The sequence below is a fragment of the Bradyrhizobium aeschynomenes genome (assembly GCF_013178945.1).
Classification (GTDB): Bacteria; Pseudomonadota; Alphaproteobacteria; order Rhizobiales; family Xanthobacteraceae; genus Bradyrhizobium; species Bradyrhizobium aeschynomenes.
This window is the reverse complement of the sequence record NZ_JABFDM010000006.1, coordinates 359718-377069: the sequence shown is the minus strand read 5'-3', so window position 1 is coordinate 377069 and position 17352 is coordinate 359718. Positions and strand designations below refer to the sequence as shown.

At 66.3% G+C, this 17352-nt stretch carries 14 protein-coding genes; 6 read left to right on the top strand and 8 right to left on the bottom strand.

The genetic code is table 11. The features are described from left to right. Positions 1-187: 187 nt before the first annotated feature. The 5 genes from HL666_RS19860 to HL666_RS19840 all read right to left on the bottom strand — a co-directional run bounded on the left by HL666_RS19860 (position 188) and on the right by HL666_RS19840 (position 7140). On the bottom strand, positions 188-793 hold the full coding sequence (locus HL666_RS19860; protein ID WP_311976007.1) for a TRAP transporter small permease subunit: 606 nt from the start codon (positions 791-793) through the stop codon (positions 188-190). Next, positions 786-1787, bottom strand: coding sequence for a TRAP transporter substrate-binding protein (locus HL666_RS19855; protein WP_172108431.1), 1002 nt, complete (start codon positions 1785-1787; stop codon positions 786-788). The genes HL666_RS19860 and HL666_RS19855 overlap by 8 nt, the downstream gene beginning before the upstream one ends. A 274-nt stretch (positions 1788-2061) precedes the next feature. Then, entirely contained in the window at positions 2062-3717 is a 1656-nt protein-coding gene (locus HL666_RS19850; RefSeq protein ID WP_172183113.1) for a hydantoinase B/oxoprolinase family protein, read from the bottom strand. Positions 3718-3719: 2 nt separating this feature from the next. After that, complete coding sequence (locus tag HL666_RS19845; protein WP_172108435.1) at positions 3720-5804, bottom strand: hydantoinase/oxoprolinase family protein; 2085 nt, start codon at positions 5802-5804, stop codon at positions 3720-3722. Positions 5805-6663: 859 nt separating this feature from the next. Next, positions 6664-7140: a DUF6789 family protein gene (locus HL666_RS19840; protein ID WP_172183111.1), complete on the bottom strand. Its 477-nt coding sequence runs from the start codon at positions 7138-7140 to the stop codon at positions 6664-6666. Between the two features lie 109 nt (positions 7141-7249). Here HL666_RS19840 and HL666_RS19835 point away from each other — a divergent pair, with 109 nt between their 5' ends. From HL666_RS19835 to HL666_RS19825, 3 genes are all read left to right on the top strand, one after another. After that, positions 7250-7759, top strand: coding sequence for a Spy/CpxP family protein refolding chaperone (locus HL666_RS19835; protein WP_172133223.1), 510 nt, complete (start codon positions 7250-7252; stop codon positions 7757-7759). A 107-nt stretch (positions 7760-7866) separates the two neighbouring features. Next, positions 7867-9864, top strand: coding sequence for a DEAD/DEAH box helicase (locus tag HL666_RS19830; RefSeq protein ID WP_172183109.1), 1998 nt, complete (start codon positions 7867-7869; stop codon positions 9862-9864). Positions 9865-9922: 58 nt separating this feature from the next. Then, on the top strand, positions 9923-10324 hold the full coding sequence (locus HL666_RS19825; RefSeq protein WP_172108441.1) for a DUF2177 family protein: 402 nt from the start codon (positions 9923-9925) through the stop codon (positions 10322-10324). A gap of 108 nt (positions 10325-10432) precedes the next feature. On the opposite strand, the gene HL666_RS19820 is transcribed toward HL666_RS19825, so the two are convergent. Continuing rightward, entirely contained in the window at positions 10433-11092 is a 660-nt protein-coding gene (locus HL666_RS19820; RefSeq protein ID WP_172108443.1) for a peroxiredoxin, read from the bottom strand. 364 nt (positions 11093-11456) lie between these two features. Between HL666_RS19820 and HL666_RS19815 the strand changes: the two genes are divergently transcribed. Continuing rightward, entirely contained in the window at positions 11457-12020 is a 564-nt protein-coding gene (locus tag HL666_RS19815) for a hypothetical protein (RefSeq protein ID WP_172108445.1), read from the top strand. Between the two features lie 162 nt (positions 12021-12182). Next, on the top strand, positions 12183-13307 hold the full coding sequence (locus tag HL666_RS19810) for a S1C family serine protease (RefSeq protein ID WP_172183107.1): 1125 nt from the start codon (positions 12183-12185) through the stop codon (positions 13305-13307). Between the two features lie 204 nt (positions 13308-13511). Here the strand turns inward: HL666_RS19810 and HL666_RS19805 are convergent, their stop codons facing one another. Then, on the bottom strand, positions 13512-15365 hold the full coding sequence (locus HL666_RS19805; RefSeq protein ID WP_172108449.1) for an alkaline phosphatase family protein: 1854 nt from the start codon (positions 15363-15365) through the stop codon (positions 13512-13514). A gap of 204 nt (positions 15366-15569) precedes the next feature. Here HL666_RS19805 and HL666_RS19800 point away from each other — a divergent pair, with 204 nt between their 5' ends. Beyond that, a complete protein-coding gene (locus HL666_RS19800) occupies positions 15570-16064 on the top strand; it encodes a YciE/YciF ferroxidase family protein (RefSeq protein ID WP_172108451.1) in 495 nt (164 codons plus the stop codon). Positions 16065-16080: 16 nt separating this feature from the next. On the opposite strand, the gene HL666_RS19795 is transcribed toward HL666_RS19800, so the two are convergent. Next, positions 16081-17334 carry an arsenic transporter gene (locus tag HL666_RS19795; RefSeq protein ID WP_172108453.1) on the bottom strand — a complete coding sequence of 418 codons (1254 nt, stop codon included), beginning with the start codon at positions 17332-17334 and terminating at the stop codon, positions 16081-16083. Between the last annotated feature and the right edge of the window lie 18 nt (positions 17335-17352).

Genomic DNA, 17352 nt, shown 5'->3' with positions numbered 1-17352 from the left:
CGCTCCGACTTGAGGCCGACATTCGTCGGCCTCAAGCTCCGCGCGCCCCGGAACGACGCGGGGGGAGAGCAGGCGTCCCGATGAGCATCACGTCCGCAGGCTCGCCTGTCGGCGCACCTATGGCCGTTATCGTTGTTGGCAGCTGCCTGAAGCAGGCACATGCGCGTCTCGAGTCGTCTACGCCCCCTCATTCGACCGGCGACGCCTTCATGCGGTGGTCCTCCAGCGGCAAGCCCAACGCAGCCTGAATCGCCCGCGCCAGGAATTGCAGCGTGAGCAGCAGCATGCCGAAGGTGACGACGGCCTGCGGAAACCACAACGGCGTGTCGCTCGAAGTCGAAACCTGGCCGCGCATGAACGAGCTCAATGCAAACTTCGTCATTGCCGAAGTCAGGAACGCCATGAAGGCGAATCCGGCGGCCGCGGCCAGCACCTCCATCGCGCGCTGCAGCGGTGCCGGCACGTTCTTGAGCAGCAGCACCACCCGGATATGGCCGCCGACCCGCAGCGTCATGGCGGCACCGAAGGTGAACGAGGCCGCCATCAGATAGGACGAGTATTCCCACGCGATCGAGATCGTCGGCGGGAAGAAGGGCAGCACGTTCGACAGCGCCCGCGTCGTCACCTCGGCCAGCATCAGCGCCGTCAGCATCAGCAGGCAGCCGCCGCCGATCCAGCCGTCGAGTCGGCCGAGCCGGTCGATGACATCGAGCAGGATGCGCAGCGGCGCGGGCGCCGCTGCGTTGAGGCTCGCCTGTTGGCCCGGCGACGGCTCCCCGATCGCCTCAGCCACGCTTCATCTCGGCGAGATAGGCCTTCACCGGCGCTTCCGCGGCCGGCACGCGCTTGAGGAAGGCCTCCATCTGCGGCGCGGTCTTGGCGCGGATCTCCGTCATCATCGCGTCCGAGACCGGCACCACCTCCATGCCGCCCTCCTTCAGTCGGTTGAGGCTGTCGACATCGGCCTTGACCGAGTTGGCCCAGAATGTCGGCTCCATCCTGGCGGCGATGTCGCTGACGATCTTCTGCTGCTCCGGCGTCAGCGCCTTCCAGGAATCCAGGTTCACGTTGAGCATCTGCGACGACCACACATGGTTGGTCGGGTAGACGTATTTCAGGAACTCCCAGAACTTGCCGTCGACGCCCGACACCGAGGAGGTCGAGACGCCGGCGACCGCGCCCGAGGCGAGCGCCGGGATGGTCTCGCCCCAGGGGATCATCACGGCGGCCATGCCGATGGCGTTGAGCATGTCGACGGCGTTCTTGTCGGGCACGCGGATCTTGATGTTCTTCAGCCCGGCGACATCCGTCGTCTTGACCTTGAGATGCAGGTACTGCGTCGGCCACGGCACGATGTAGAGGATCTTCTGGTTGTTGCGCGCGGCGATCTTGTCGTATTCGGGCCGGACATATTTGTGCAGCGCCTTGACCTCGTCGACGGAGCCGGCGAGGAACGGAATGCTTTCCACGCCCATGAACGGCTCGTCGCCGACCTGCTGGATGTTGAGCACGTCCGCCAGCGGCACCAGCCCATCGCGCACCGCGCGCAGATGCTCCGGCCCCTTGAAACCGAGCTGACCGCCGGCCTTCACGGTGATGTTGACCGCGCCATTGGTCTGCTTCTTGACCTCTTCGGCGAAGGCCATCGCATTCTGGGTGTGGAAATTGCCTTCCGGCCAGACGGTGGACATGTCCCAGTTCGTCGTAGCGGCGCGGGCCCTCGTTGAGATTTGGCTGGCTGCGAGCAGGGTGGCTGCACCCGCTGTGAATGTGCGTCGTGTGATCATCGGTCTCTCCGGTGGTGTGGGTTTGCTATGATCGGTGATGTTTCAGCGAAGACGCTGCACCCTCTCCCCTTGTGGGAGAGGGTGGCTTCGCGCAGCGAAGCCGGGTGAGGGGTCTCCAGCCGCGTTTGCATGTGCCGAGAGAACCCCTCACCCGGCGCCGAGCTGGCGCTCGTCGCCACCCTCTCCCACAAGGGGAGAGGGTGCACCGCGCGTGACGCGAGAGGGGTGTCCCATGCTGGGCGCCGACTGAGCAGCCCTCTCATACGATCGTCCATCACCGCGCCTGTCCGTAGACCTTTGCCGCGTTGTCCGCTGACACCAGCCCCGCCTCGACGTCGCTCCGCACCAGCTCCGTCGCGCGTTCGCGGGGATCGCCGATGCCGGCGCCGCCGGGGGTCAGCACCACCAGCCGGTCGTCCGGCGGGACCGTCTGAAAGCCTTTGCCACGCAGCTTCTTTCCTGACTTGAGCCCGACATAGCCGGCTTCGCCATTGTGGCCGCCGTCGCGGCCGCGCGGCGGGTGGTCGATGCGGTCGAAGGCGGCGAGGATGTCGAACGGCGCGTCGACGCCGCTGCCGACCTCGATGATCTGGCCGAGGCCGCCGCGGGTGCGGCCGGGGCCGCCGGAGTCCGGCCGCAGTTCCTTGCGCCAGAAGATCAGCGGCGTCTGCGTCTCGGCGATCTCGACCGGCGTGCCGCGCACGCCGCTAGGGTAGGCGGTCGCCGACAGTCCGTCCTTGTCGAAGCGGGCGCCAGTGCCGCCGTTCGAGGTCACCGCCATCGAGAACCCGTAATTGCCGCCGGCGCCCGAGCGGGTCTGGCCGCGGACGTTGAGATTCCACAGGCAGGACGTGCCTTCGGCCGGCACGCGCTCCGGGATGATCTGGCGCAGGCAGCCGAACACGACGTCGGGCAGCATCTGGCCGATGACGTGGCGCGAGGCGACCGGCGCCGGCTTCGGCGCATTGAGGATCGCGCCCGAGGGCGCGGAGACCGTCAGCGGCGACAGCGAGCCGGCATTGTTGGGGATCGCGGAGGCGACCACGCAGCCGAGCCCGAACACGGTGTAGGCGGTGGTGTAGGACAGCGGCACGTTGATGCCGAACTTCGAGGCCGGCGAGGTGCCGTCGAAATCGACGTGGACGCCATTGTCGCTGATCGTCAGCGCGGCCTTGAGCGTCACCGGCGCATCGTAGCCGTCGACCACCATCTCGTTGCGCCAGGTACCCTTGGGCAGCTTGGCGATCTCGGCCAGCACGGCTTCGCGCGAGCGGTCGCAGACGTAGTCGCCGAGCTCATCGAGCGAGGCGATGCCGAACTCGGTCATCATCTCGACCAGGCGCTGGCAGCCGACATCGTTGCAGGCCGCAAGCGAGTAGGTGTCACCCTCGGTGTCGACCGGCAGCCGCGTGTTGGCCCGGATCATCGCCATCAGCGTCTCGTTGACGACGCCCTGGTCGATCAACTTCAGCATCGGGATGTACAGCCCCTCCATGAATACGTCGGTGCCATCGGGGCCGAAGCCGATGCCGCCGATGTCCATCAGATGGCTGGTGCAGGAGAACAGCGCGACCGGCTCGCCGTCCTTGAAGCAGGGCGTGGTGACGACGAAGTCGTTGAGATGGCCGGTGCCCATCCAGGGATCGTTGGTGATGTAGGCGTCGCCCGGCTTCATCGTTTCAATCGGAAACTGCGCGATGAAGTGCTTGACCGACTCGGCCATCGAGTTGACGTGGCCCGGCGTGCCGGTGACGGCCTGCGCCAGCATGCGGCCCTTCAGGTCGAACACGCCGGCGGAGAGATCGCCGCATTCGCGCACGATCGGGCTGAAGGCGGTGCGCAGCAGCACCTGGGCCTGCTCCTCGACCACGGCGATCAGCCGGTGCCACATGATCTGCAGGTCGATCAGGCTGGTTTGTGATGCACTCATCGCTAGGCCGCCTTCCGTTCCATGACGATGCTGCCGGCACCGTCGATATGCGCGTCGAAACTGTTGGAGACGAAGGTCGAGGTCTCGTCCTCGGCGATCACGGCGGGGCCCGCGATGACGGCGCCCGGCGCCATCTGCTCGCGGCGATATAGCGGAATCTCGACGAAGCGGCCGGCGCGTCCGTCGAAGAACTTGCGGTGCCCGGCAGCCTGGCCGGCAGGCTTGCGCGTCACCGCGGCGACGGCGGCAGGTTGGCGCGCGTCGGTCGTCGCGAGCACCGACCAGCTCAATACCTCGATCGCGGCGCCCGGAATCGGGCGCTCGAACAGCGCGGCGTAACCGGCTTCGAAAGTGGTCCGCAGTGCGGGCAGGTCGTCGGCGGTGAGCGCGCGGTTCGGCAGCTCGACGCTGATCTCATGGCCCTGACCGACATAGCGCATGAAGGCCGCGCGTCGCTCGCGCACCGGTGCAAGGGCCGCACCTGGCTCGACCAGCGCGCGGGCCTCGTCCGCCATCTCCTGCAGCAGGCTGGAGATCAGCGCCGTGTCGAAATCATCGAGTCGGGCATGGCGGCTGCGCACCAGCTCATAGGCGATGGGAGCTGCGAGGAAGCCGACAGCCGAGCCGACACCGGCATTGGACGGCACGATCACCTTGGCGACGCCGATCTTCTCGGCGACGCGGGCGGCGTGCAGCGGCGCGGCACCGCCGAACGCGATCAGCGTGTGCTGGCCGATCACCGCGCCGCGCTCGACGGCGTGGACGCGCGCGGCGCTTGCCATGTTCTCGCAGACGACTTCATGGACCGCATAGGCGGCGGTCTCAGCATCCAGGCCAAGCGGTGCGCCGACGTCGCGCAGCAGGGCCTGTTTCGACAGCTCAGGATCGAGCTTGATGGTGCCGCCGGCGAATGCGTCGGGATCGATCATGCCGAGCGCGACATCGGAATCCGTCACCGCCGGATGCTGGCCGCCGCGGCCATAGCACGCCGGGCCCGGCTCGGACGAGGCGCTCTCGGGACCGACGGTGACGCGCTTCATCGCATCGATGCGCGCGATCGAGCCGCCGCCGGCGCCGATCTCGACCATCTCGATGACGGGAATGCGCACCGGCAGGCCGGAGCCTTTCAGGAAGCGCGCGGCGCGGTCGACCTCGAACACGCGCGAGCTCTCCGGCTCGAAGTCTTCGATGAGACAGATCTTGGCGGTGGTGCCGCCCATGTCGAACGACAGCACCTTGCGCTCGCCGAGCCGTGCGGCGATCTGGCCGGCGAAGATCGCGCCGCCGGCCGGGCCGGACTCGACGAGGCGCACCGGAAACCGGCGCGCCGTTGCGATCGACGTCACGCCACCACCCGAGGTGACGAGATAGATCGCGCCGCGGAACTGCTCGACCTGGAGTGCCTGCTCCATGCGGGCGAGATAGCTGTCCATCAGAGGCTGCACATAGGCGTTGGCGACCGCGGTCGAGGTGCGCTCATATTCCCGGATTTCGGGACAAACCGCCGAGGAGACCGTGATCGAGACGTCCGGCATCTCTTCGTTCAGGATCTCCGCCGCGCGACGCTCATGGGTCGGATTGGCATAGGCGTGCAGGAAGGCGATGGCGACGCTGGCGACATTCTGCGCGCGCAGCAGCGGCACCAGCGAACGCACGGCCGCTTCATCGAGCGGCAGTCTGACGTCGCCATGAGCATCGACGCGCTCCGGCACGGTGAAGCGAAGGTTGCGCGGGACCAGCGGCTTCGGCTTGTCGATCGAGAGATCATACTGGTCGTAGCGGCTCTCAGTTCCAATATCCAGAACATCGCGGAAGCCGGACGTGGCGATCAGCGCCGTCTTGGCGCCGCGGCGCTCGATGATGGCGTTGGTCGCGAGCGTCGTGCCGTGGATGAAGACGTCGATATCGGAGATGCGGGCCTTCGCATCGGCGAGAATCAGGCGGGTGCCGTCCAGCACGGCCTGCTCCGGCTGCGTCGGCGTGGTCAGCAGCTTGCGCGTCCTGCGCTGACAGCCGATGTCGAGAACGATATCGGTGAACGTGCCGCCGATATCGACGGCCAGCCGGACTTCGGCTCCTTCAAGCATTCATGGTCTCCGCAAGCGACGAATTGATGTGCGATTTGAGCAAGTCCCATGCCATTGCGCCAGCAGAGATGTGTGTTGCTGCTCTGCGATTTTGTGCGGCGCGGACTTGAGGTCGCGGTGTCGTGCGAGCTCAACCTTGCTGATGGTCGTGTGGTTGTTGCATGCGCCCTTGTCATGGTGTTGCGCGAAGCCAGCCATGTGAGATGAACGATGTTTCCACGCCGTCATTCCGGGGCGCCCGGAGGGCGAGCCCGGAATCCATACTCCCGATCGTGGTTATGGATTCCGGGCTCGTCGCTTCGCGCCGCCCCGGAATGACAGTGTGTGTGTTGAACGAGCTTGGCAGACGCGCATTCGCATTCCCGCGGCATGATCTGCCCGAGTTCTGCAATCAGTTCACCCTCACAGAAACCGAGAGGGCGCAGGGAATGCCGGGTGAAGGCCTCACCCATGGCCCGCCTGCGAAAAAATGCAGGCGGCAGGTACCACAGGTTCAGCCGAACATCCGGCATTCCCTGCGCGGTGTCTTCACGCTTATACGCAGTCTCCCTGGTGCGCCGGGCTTGTTGGCCACCATGCCGCGACAATGCTTGCGCATTGCGCACGGGATACCAGCATCGGGGTATCAGGACGCTGCGACTTCACGTCCGCAATCCTGCCGGTCGTCTGCGCATCGAGCGCATCCGGCATGACCTGCGGCACCGCATCCCGCCCCGACGTTCGTGACGACGCGTACGTCCCTCTGCATGGGGCAGGACACGCGGATCATACACCAATTCCGGAAAGGCGAAAGAGAAATTTTCTGGTTTATCGAAGTCGCGCCGGCCGTCGGCGGGAGAATCGCCTCGCACGCGTAGGCTCAATTTTCCCGAGGCGGTCTCTGCAGGGCCGCGTAGACGACGCCGAGAACCAGGCTGTAGGCCTCGATCATGGCCAGTGAGAACAGCGCTGGACCTGCGCCGAGGCCGAGCGACAGGCCGAACGGCCCGAGGCCGATGGCCGGAAACAGCGCGATCCCAAGCATTGCCCAGGCGGCAAGGCCGAGCAGAAAACCCTTGGCAAGGCCGCTCCGGCCCGGCAGGCGGTGGAAGAAGTGGCCGAACAGCAGGCCGATGATGAAGGCTCCGTTGAACTGCGAGAGCAGCCACAGCGGCGCCTGCAGATGCGTTACGTCAAGCAGTGGCAGGAGCGTGTCGAGAAGCGCGGACGACGGATCGAATTGCGGCAGCAGGTGCAGCGCGGCCTTGAGCTGCATCAGCCCCATATGCGCCAGCGTCCCGCAGCCCGATGCCGCGATCGATGACCAGACCCAGCGGAAGCTGCGTTTCGTTTGCATCGCGTCACCTCGCCCCGATGACGGTTCCGTTGATCCTGCTCAATCAGCTGCGTTCGCTGCCCGGTTAGTTTGCACGAACTCATTGATGCCACGTCAAGGGAGTTCCACCATGCGAGCAGATCCACGCGCGTTGATCCTGGCCGCCGCAGTCATGGCGGCGACCGTCGCACCGTCCTTCGCCCAGCCTGGCGCAGGCGGACCGCCGGGCTGGGGCCCGGGCATGATGATGGGGCCCGGCATGATGGGCGGGCGGGGATTCGGCTTTCTCTGCAATCCGCGCATGGCCGGGTTTGCCGAATGGCGCCTGTCGCAGATCGAGAGCGCGATCAAGCCGAACGAGACGCAGCGGGCCAGGCTCGACGATCTCAAGACGGCCTCGGCCAAGGCGGCCGAGCTGATCACCAAGGACTGTCCGACTGCGTTTCCCACCAGGGCCACCGAACGTCTCGCGCTCGCGGAGGAGCGCCTGGACGCCATGCAGCAGGCGATCAAGCTGGTCCGGCCGGCGTTCCAGGCGCTGTACGATTCTCTCGACGACAAGCAGAAGGCAGCCATGGACGCCAGCGGACCGCGCAAATGGGGGTGGCATCACTGGCACTGGCCCTGGAACGACGAGTAGCGGATCGCCATCAGCCGCGAATACCTTCCGGGCGCATGCGGGCGGGCATGGTGATTTGGTTCTGCTTGGCGTAAAGCAACCTGAATCAAACGAAGGTTGTCCGTCAATTGCCTTTTCCCGCTACGAATCCGCCGCTCGCCCGTGCTCTCGCCGAGCGCAACTATGAGCATCCGACCCCCGTTCAGCTCGCGGTGCTCGCGGACGAGGCCGTCGATCGCGACCTCCTGGTCTCGGCCCAGACCGGCTCGGGCAAGACCGTGGCCTACGGGCTTGCGATCGCGACCAACCTGCTGGACGGGGCCGAGCGGTTCGAGCGGGCGGCCGCGCCGCTGGCGCTGATCGTGGCGCCGACGCGGGAGCTCGCCTTGCAGGTGCAGCGCGAGCTCGCATGGCTGTATCAACATGCCAATGCGCGGGTGGTCTCCTGCGTCGGCGGCATGGATCCGCGCCGCGAGCAGCGCGAGCTCGAGGCCGGTGCCCACATCGTGGTCGGCACGCCGGGCCGGCTGTGCGATCATCTGCGGCGCGGGCGGCTCGACATCTCGGAGCTGAAGGCCGTCGTCCTCGACGAGGCCGACGAGATGCTCAATCTCGGCTTCCGCGAGGACATGGAATTCATTCTCGAGACCACGCCGGAGACGCGCCGCACGCTGCTGTTCTCGGCGACGTTCCCGCGCGGCATCGTGGCGCTCGCCAAGCAATATCAGGACGACGCATTCCGGATCGAGGTCGAAGGCGATGAAGGCGGCCACGCCGATATCGAGTATCGCGCCATTCGCATTGCGCCGGGGGATGCCGAGCACGCGGTGGTCAACGTGCTGCGCTTCTACGAATCGCCGAGCGCGATCGTGTTCTGCAACACGCGCGAGGCGGTGCGGCATCTGCAGGCGGCGCTGCTGGAGCGCGGCTTCTCGGTGGTCGCGCTGTCGGGCGAATTGACCCAGAACGAGCGCACGACGGCGCTGCAGTCGCTGCGCGATGGACGCTCGCGCGTCTGCGTGGCGACGGATGTCGCGGCGCGCGGCATCGATCTGGCCAATCTCGACCTCGTCATCCATGCCGAACTGCCGAACGATCCCGAGGTGATGCAGCATCGCTCGGGGCGCACTGGCCGTGCCGGCCGCAAGGGCGTCAGCGTGCTGCTGGTGCCGCCGGCACGGCGGCGGCGCGCGGAGACGCTGCTCAATCTCGCCGGCATCGAAGCCGTATGGGGCGTCGCGCCGCAGGCGGAGGAGATCCGCAAGCTCGATCAGGAGCGCATGCTGCACGATGAGGTGTTCACCGAGGAGACCACGGCGGAGGATCTGGCGCTGGCGCAGGCCTTGCTGGCGGAGCGATCGCCCGAGGACATCGCCGCCGCGCTTGCGCGGCTCTATCGCGCGCGGCTGCCGTCTCCGGAGGACATCCTCGATGCCGTCGAGGATCGCGGCCGCGCGCGTCCCGAGCGCGGCCGCGACGCTGTGGCGCGCGGAGGTCGCGACACGGTCGCGCGAGGCGAGGATCGCGCGCCGGCACCGCGCACGAAGGGCGGAAAGCCGTCGCGCCACGGCATGGGCGAGCCCAGTGTCTGGTTCCGAGCTGCGATCGGTCGTCGCAAGAAGGCCGAGGCGCGCTGGCTGCTGCCCATGATCTGCCGCCGCGGCGGCATCGACAAGCAGGACATCGGCGCGATCAAGATCTCGGACACGACCACCGAGTTCGAGATCGCCGCGCGTGTCGCCGACGCCTTCGCCGCCAACATCCGCCGCCCGGACAAGGAGGATACGATCCGCATCGAGCCGCTGGCGGCTGTGCCAACGGAACCGGCGGCATCGGAGCCGCGTCCGGACAAGCGACCGCCGCGGCGCGACGCCGAGCCACGGCAGCGGGCCGAGGAGAGCGCCTACCATCCGCTGCATCGCGACGAGCCTCGCCGGGACAAGGAGGCTCCGCTGCGCAGCAGGCCGCATCGTGACGCTCCGTCGAAGTCGGGCCATGCCCAGCCGTTCACGAAGAAAAAGCAGCATGGCGACAAGTCCAGCCGCGGCGGACAGGCGTTTCCTTCCCATAGCCCGCGGTCGAAGGCGCCTGGTGGAAAGAAGCCCAAGACCAAGCGTCGTGGCTGATCGCACCGGTCGATCCAGGCACGCGGGCGATGCGTGACACGTGAAGGAGGAGCCGTCCTTGAGCCGCTACGCCGTCCTGTATTTTGCAACCCTGGCCGTGCTGCTCGGCTTCGACATTCCGTTCCTTGCCATCGTCGCCAAGGGCTTCTTCCAGTCACAGGTCGGCGACATGCTCGGCGAGGTCCGTCCGGTACCCGCCGTTCTGTTCTATCTGATCTACATCGCTGGCGTGCTGATCTTCGTGAACGGCACCGCCGACGCCACTTGGCGCTCGACCTTGCTGTACGGCGCGCTGTTCGGCCTGTTCTGCTACGCCACCTTCGAGTTGACCTCGCTCGCGATGCTCAAGCAGTGGACCTGGACGGTGGTCGCCATGGACATCAGCTGGGGCGTGTTCGTCACCGCGGTGTCGGCCACGGTCGGCCTGCTGATCGCGGACTGGGTCACGCCGCGGGGGTAGATGGACGTCATGCCGGGGCGCGCATAGCGCGAACCCGGGCTTTCGAGCTCCCGGGTCCGCCTCTGCGAGGCGTCCCGGGATGACACCGGCGAACGTCGTTCGCCGCCGTTACTTCGGCTGCGGCACCACGCGCAGATACGGCTTCGGCGCCTTCCAGCCGTCCGGATAGATCGTCTTGGCTTCGTCGTCGGATACCGAGCCCGCGATGATGACGTCCTCGCCCTGCTTCCAGTCGGCAGGCGTCGCGACGCGGTGCTTGGCGGTCAGCTGCAGCGAATCGATGACGCGGAGAATTTCCTGGAAGTTGCGGCCCGTGGTCATCGGGTAGACCAGGATCAGCTTGATCTTCTTGTCGGGCCCGATGATGAACACGTTGCGGACGGTCAAATTGTCGGCGGCGGTGCGCTTGGCCGGATCGCCGGACACGGCGGCGGGCAGCATGTCGTAGAGCTTGGAGACGTTGTAGTCGGTGTCGCCGATCATCGGGTAGTTCGGCGCGGCGCCCTGCGTCTCGCGAATGTCCTCCGACCACTGCGCATGCTTGTCGACCGGATCGACCGACAGGCCCATCAGCTTGACGCCGCGCTTGTCGAACTCCGGCTTGAGCCGGGCGAGGGCACCGAGCTCGGTGGTGCAGACCGGCGTGAAATCCTTCGGGTGCGAGAACAACAGCGCCCAGCTGTCGCCGATCCAATCGTGGAATTTGATCTTGCCTTCGGTGGTGTCAGCCTCGAAGTCGGGGGCGGTGGAGCCGATCTGAAGAGCCATGGCAGTCCTCACGTGATTTGGAATGGGGCGGCTAAATTGTTCTCTGGATTATAGGAAATACCGCCTAGCATGGGAACCGTTCCAGAAAAAAGAGAACGTCGTTCTCCTGCCGCCCCCGCGCACAACAACTTCTTTTGAGTTCGGCGCCTGGGGCGAAACATCCGTGAGACTACCGGTTGCCCAGATTTCGCCATGTCTCGGTCGCAACACGCCGCCCCCGCGATGAGCCGCTTTGAACCGTGATCGAGGTCACTGCGGCAAATCGGCAACCGATACAAAAACCCACAACGCCGTTTCGAACCATTAACCACTCGTTCAGACGCGGACCGACAAGGTGGGTCAACACAGCAACTGAGAAGAGAACATGGCTACCTCTGCACCAAAAACCATCGATGGTCTGGAACCGTCCTGTTGTGACACCGCCGCATCCGCGCTCGGCATCGTGCGCGACGGCGTGATCACCGGCGAGGGCCCGACCACCGCAGGGCGCGTGCATTTCTCCCGCATGCTCGACGCCGAGGACGCCGCCTGGTGCGCGCGTATCCTGACGGCCGCGGCGATCAACGACACGCCGGTCAGCCGCGCCGAGGCCGAGGCGCTGTTCGAGATCGACGCCGCCGCGACCGAGCGCAAGGATGACGGCCGGTTCGAGGATCTGCTCGCCAAGGCGATCGCGCATCACACCGCGTCCGCCTCCGGCCTGCCGGTGCCGCCGCGCAGCGTGGCGCTGTCGCCGGAGACGGCGATCGAGAGCTGGGCTCCGGTCAATGCGCGCGGCGTGCGCACCGATGCGCTGGAGTGGGTCGCCAAGCGCATGCGCGGCAAGCACCACGGCAATCGTGCGCTGCGGGCGATGGTCGCGACCCTTGTGGGCGTGAGCGTGCTGCCGCTGGCGCAGCTGCCGTCGATGATCGACATCGGGATGTAAGGCGGACCGAGCCTGCCAGGAGATTTCGAGAGCGCGATGTCCTCATCGCGCTCTTTTCTTTTGTCGCTCCATTGCCTTGCGTCCTGATGCTCAGCCTCTTGATGATGCGCGCTTGCCGGTCAATAGATCGGTGGTGATAGGATCGAGCACGGAGATGTCGACATGAGCCGATGGAGCTTTCCCGCGCGCCTGCTTGCGGTGGCGGCGACGGCGCTGCTGCTCATGATGGCCTGGCAGACCTTCCCGCTGATCCAGGCCGAGCTGCTCGGCCTGCGCGCCAAGCCGCGCGACATCACGCCGCGCGGCGATCTCGCCGCCGACGAAAAGAGCACGATCGCGCTGTTCGAGAGCCGCAGCGGCTCGGTGGTGTTCATCACGACCGTTCAACAATCCGTCAACCCGTGGACGGGCAATGCGCAGCAGGAGCGCTCCGGCACCGGCTCGGGCTTCGTGTGGGACGAGCTCGGCCACGTCGTCACCAATTATCACGTGATCGAGGGCGCCACCGAGGCGCTGGTCAGCCTGACCGACGGGCGCTCGTTTCGCGCCGCGCTGGTCGGCGCCAGCCCGGAAAATGACCTCGCGGTGCTGGTGATCGGCGTCGGCGTCGACCGGCCGAAGCCGCTGCCGGTCGGCACCAGCGCCGACCTCAAGGTCGGGCAGAAGGTGTTCGCGATCGGCAATCCGTTCGGCCTCAGCAGCACGCTGACCACCGGCATCGTCTCGGCGCTGAACCGTAACCTGCAGGTCACGCAGGAGCGGACCTTGAGCGGCCTGATCCAGACCGATGCCGCGATCAATCCCGGCAATTCCGGCGGACCGCTGCTCGACAGCGCCGGGCGCCTGATCGGCGTCAACACCGCGATCTACAGTCCGTCGGGCGCCTCCGCCGGCATCGGCTTCGCTGTGCCCGTCGACAAGGTCAACCGCATCGTGCCGCGGCTCATTGCAAGCGGCCGCTATGTCAGCCCGAGTCTCGGGATCAGGACGGATGCGAAGGCCAATGAGGCGCTGGCCGCGCGGCTCGGCGTCGCCGGCGTGTTCGTGCTCGATGTCGAGCAGGACTCAGCGGCCGAGAAGGCCGGGCTGATTCCGGCGCGGCTCACGCGCGACGGCGGCTTCGCGCTCGGCGACGTGGTGCTGGCGATCGATGGACAGGCGGTGGATTCGCCCGACGATATGACGCGAGCGCTGGAGAGCAAGAACCCGGGAGATCGTGTGGTGTTGCGCGTGCTTCGTAACCGAAAGACAATCGAGGTCCGGGTGACGCTCGATGTCGCGCGGTAGGTGGTCGTGAAGCGGCACGATGTCTCCACGCGTCATTGCGAGCGCAGCGAAGCAATCCAGAGTCGTTCGCGCAGCCCTGGATTGCTTCGCTGCGCTCGCAATGACGTGGAGAGAGCGGTGCTTCTCATTGCGAAACAATACGTGGCGCGAGATCCCCGGGTTCGCTTCCGCTCACCCGGGCAGACATGCATTCGCGTGACCTGACTACTTCGCTGCCGTCTTCTTCGGCGCCTCGTCATCCAGGCCCACCGTGCGGCCGGGGAAACCCGCGGCATCGAAATAGCGCTGGCTGCCGACGCGCTGCAGCTTCAGCACGGTGCGCAGGCCGCCCGCGGCCGGATCTGACTTGATGACGTCGGAGGTCGCCTTCGGCGTTGCGCCGTTCGGCATCGCTTCCGTCATGACGCGGCCGATCAGCTTGCCCTTCGGCGCGACCTTGAGGTCGAGCAGCTTGGCCGCGGTGATGCCGACGTCGGCGTTGCTGACGGGGAGAGGATCGACGAAGCCCGCTTTGAAGTCCGGACCGATGGCGGCCATGAAGTTGTAGGTGTCGCCGCGGCTGAACGAGCCGTGCATGCCCTGGCCCTGGCGCAACACGGTGTCGGCCACCTCGACCGAGCAGTTGCTCGGCACGTCGCAGCCAAGTGCGACATAGGAGCGGAAGTTGACGACGATCGCCGGATGCGGCGTCACCGCCTTGCCGTCGAGATTGACGACCGACAGCGGCAGCGTGCCGGGGATCTCGCCGAGCTTGTCGTCGACGAAGAGGCCGGAGACGTAGTCCTGCTCGAGCAGTGCCTTGACGGTGCGGCGGGCGAGCTTCCTGTCGTTGTTCGGCAGGTAGATCAGGTCGGAGCCGCCATTGGTGGCGACGATGAGATCCGGCTTGGTCGGATCCTTGCCGAGCACGCCGTTGCCGGCCTTCGGGTGCTTGCCGGCGGGCACGGCGGCGTTCTTGTCGTTCGGATCGAACAGCGGCAGGTCGAGCGCCTTGGCGAGGTCGAGCGCCAAAAAGCCCATCGGCAGGAAGTCCTTCGGCGTGTCGTCATAGCTGACCTTGGCCGAGGGCGAGGTCTTGCTCTCCTTGGAGATGGTCGAGAAGCCGTGGTCGGCCTGCACCATGATGTTGGTCGAGGCGGAAAGCCCGAGATCGTCGAGCGCCTTGCGCAGCGCGGCGAGATTGTCGTCGGCGTTCTTGATGCCGGCCATCGAGGTCGGGCCGTTGATGCCCGGGGTGATGGTGTTGAGGCTGTCGCCGTGATTGTGCTGGCTGCCGTCGGGATCGCGCGACCAGAACACCAGAACGAACGGCTTGTTGCGCGCCTTGAACATCGGCAGCACCACCTTGGTGGCGACGTCGACCATGTAGGCCTGCTGGGCGACGTTGGCCGAGGTCGTGCCCGGCGTCTTGGCGTTCCCGGCCTTACCGTTGTCGCCGCGCGACGGCGTCGCCAGCGCGAGGCCCGCCTCGGTCATGGCGTCCTTGACCTCGTCGGTCAAGGGCACGCCATTCTTGTTGCCGGTACTGTCGTCGATCACGATCGAGGAGCTCGCGCCGGGCTTGCAGGGGCAGCCGGTGTGGTCGAACAGGTAGGTCGGACCGAGCTTGCCGATCGCAGCCGTGGAATAGCCGGCCTTGCGGGCGAGCTTCAGGATCGTGTCCTCGTTGAGATAGTCGCCGTTGAAATGCTCGTCGATGTCGCCGAGCACGGCGTCGTTCTCGATGAAGGGCACGACGGTCTCGCCGGCCGGGACCGAGGTGTACCCGGTGAAGATGGTGTTCGAGAACGTGCCGGTGTCGCCGAGATAGTGGCCGGTCGCCATCGCCGAGCCGTTGGCCATGGTGAAGGTCGGAAACAGTGAGTGCGAGTTCTTGAAGTTGACGCCCTTGTCGCGGACGGCCGCCATGGCCGGCGCGGTCTCAGGCGTGACCTTCGCCGCCCGCAGGCCGTCGGGAATGAACAGGATGAGGTTACGGGGCGTGGCGTTCTCTGCAAATGCAGCGCTGGACGACAACAGGGTCAGTCCGGCGCACAGCAGCACGAGCGAGCGGCGCATTGAAAACTCCTGAAAGCAATCGGCAGAATCGCGGCGTCTCGCCGCAGGCAAGAGCTTTAGTTTTGCCGCGTGACGGTTTTGTTACAAGGGGGCAAGCAGGAGGATCGCGCGGCTCTGCGGTAAGATTTTCATGGACCGGTCGGTCCGCGGCAGGAACCAGGGTGTGGCTTTCCGGTTGTCGGCTGACACAACCAGGAGCACACCATGGCTGCCGAAAAAGATCTCAACGAACTCTTCCTCGATACCCTCAAGGACATCTACTACGCCGAGAAGCAGATCCTGAAGACGCTGCCGAAGATGGCCAAGGCTGCGCAGTCGGACAAGCTGCAGGCTGCCTTCCTCAAGCACCAGGATGAGACCGAGGGCCAGATCGAGCGCCTCGAGCAGGTGTTCGAGATGATTGGCAAGCCGGCGCGCGGCAAGAAGTGCGATGCGATCGAGGGCATCATCGACGAGGGCAAGGAGATCATGGACGAGTACAAGGGGACGCAGGCGCTCGATGCCGGCCTCCTTGCTGCGGCGCAGGCGGTCGAGCACTACGAGATGTCGCGCTACGGCACCTTGAAGGCCTGGGCCCTCAAGCTCAACCTGCCCAAGGTGGCGAAGCTGCTCGACCAGACGCTCAACGAAGAGCGCAAGACGGACGAGAGCCTGACCAAGATCGCGGAGACCGCGGTCAACTACGAAGCCGCCGCCTGATCCCAGTCTGCACTGATCAATGGATTGCCGCCGCCAGCGCTGCCACCAGCGCTGGCGGCGTCGTCACGAGTCCGATCTTCAGAAACTGCCAGGCCGTCACCTCGATCTTCTCGCGGCGCAGCGCGGTAAGCCAGAGAATGGTCGCAAGTGAGCCGGTGACCGAGAGGTTGGGGCCGAGATCGACCCCGATCAGGATCGCCCGGATCACCTCGTGAGGCAGGTGATCGCTGGCCGCGACCGAGCCTGCGACCAGTCCGACCGGCAGGTTGTTGGCGATGTTGTCGGCGACAGCCGTGACCAGGCCCGCGGCCCAGGCCGTTCCCGCCGGTGATTGGCTGACGCCCTGATGAAGCCACGCGCTGAGCTGGCCGATGGCGCCGAACCGGCTCAAACCCTCCACCATCACGAACAGGCCGCCGACCAGCGGCAGCACGCCCCAGGACACGCCCTTGATGATCGGCCATGGCGACTGCCGGCTGACCAGCAGGATCGCGGCCGCCGTGACCGCGCCGCAGACGAAGGTCGGCAGGCCGAGTTGCACGTCGAGCGCGGACGCGGTCAGCAGCACGGCTGCAATGGCGACGATGCCCATTGCCGCGAGCCGTCCCTCGCGGCTGAGATGCGGCTTCTCGACATCGGTGCGCAGCGTTTCCGCGCGCAGCGCGTGCCGCTGGGTCAGCCAGAGCGCGACATAGGTGAGGGCGATGGCTGCGATCGAGGGAAGCGTGAACTGCCGCAGCCATTCCGTCAGATGCGGCATGCGCTCGCCGAACACCACGAGATTGGCCGGATTGGAGATCGGCAGCACGAAGCTAGCGGCATTGGCGATGAAGGCACAGACATACAGATACGGCAGCGGCGAGGCGCCGGCGGCGCGCGTCGCGGCATACACGGCCGGCGTCAACACGATCGCGGTGGCGTCATTCGAGAGCAGCACGGTGACCAGCGTGCCGACCGCGTAGACCAGCAGGAACAGGAGCTGCGGCGAGCCGCGGGCATGCTCCACCGCATAGGCCGCGAGATAGTCGAACAGACCTTCGCGGCGGGCGAGCTCGGCGATCAGCATCATGCCGATCAGGAACAGATAGACGTCGACGCCCTTGCGGATGCCAGCCAGCGCATCGGCGGCCGGCAACAGACCGAGCGCGACCAGCAGCACCGCGCCCGTGACGGCCCAGATCGCTTCGGGCAGCCGGAAGGGGCGGACGATGACGCCAGCGGTGGCGAGGATGATGATGGCGTAGGGAAGCCAAGGGCTGTGTGCGAACATGATCGAGGATCGATAGAG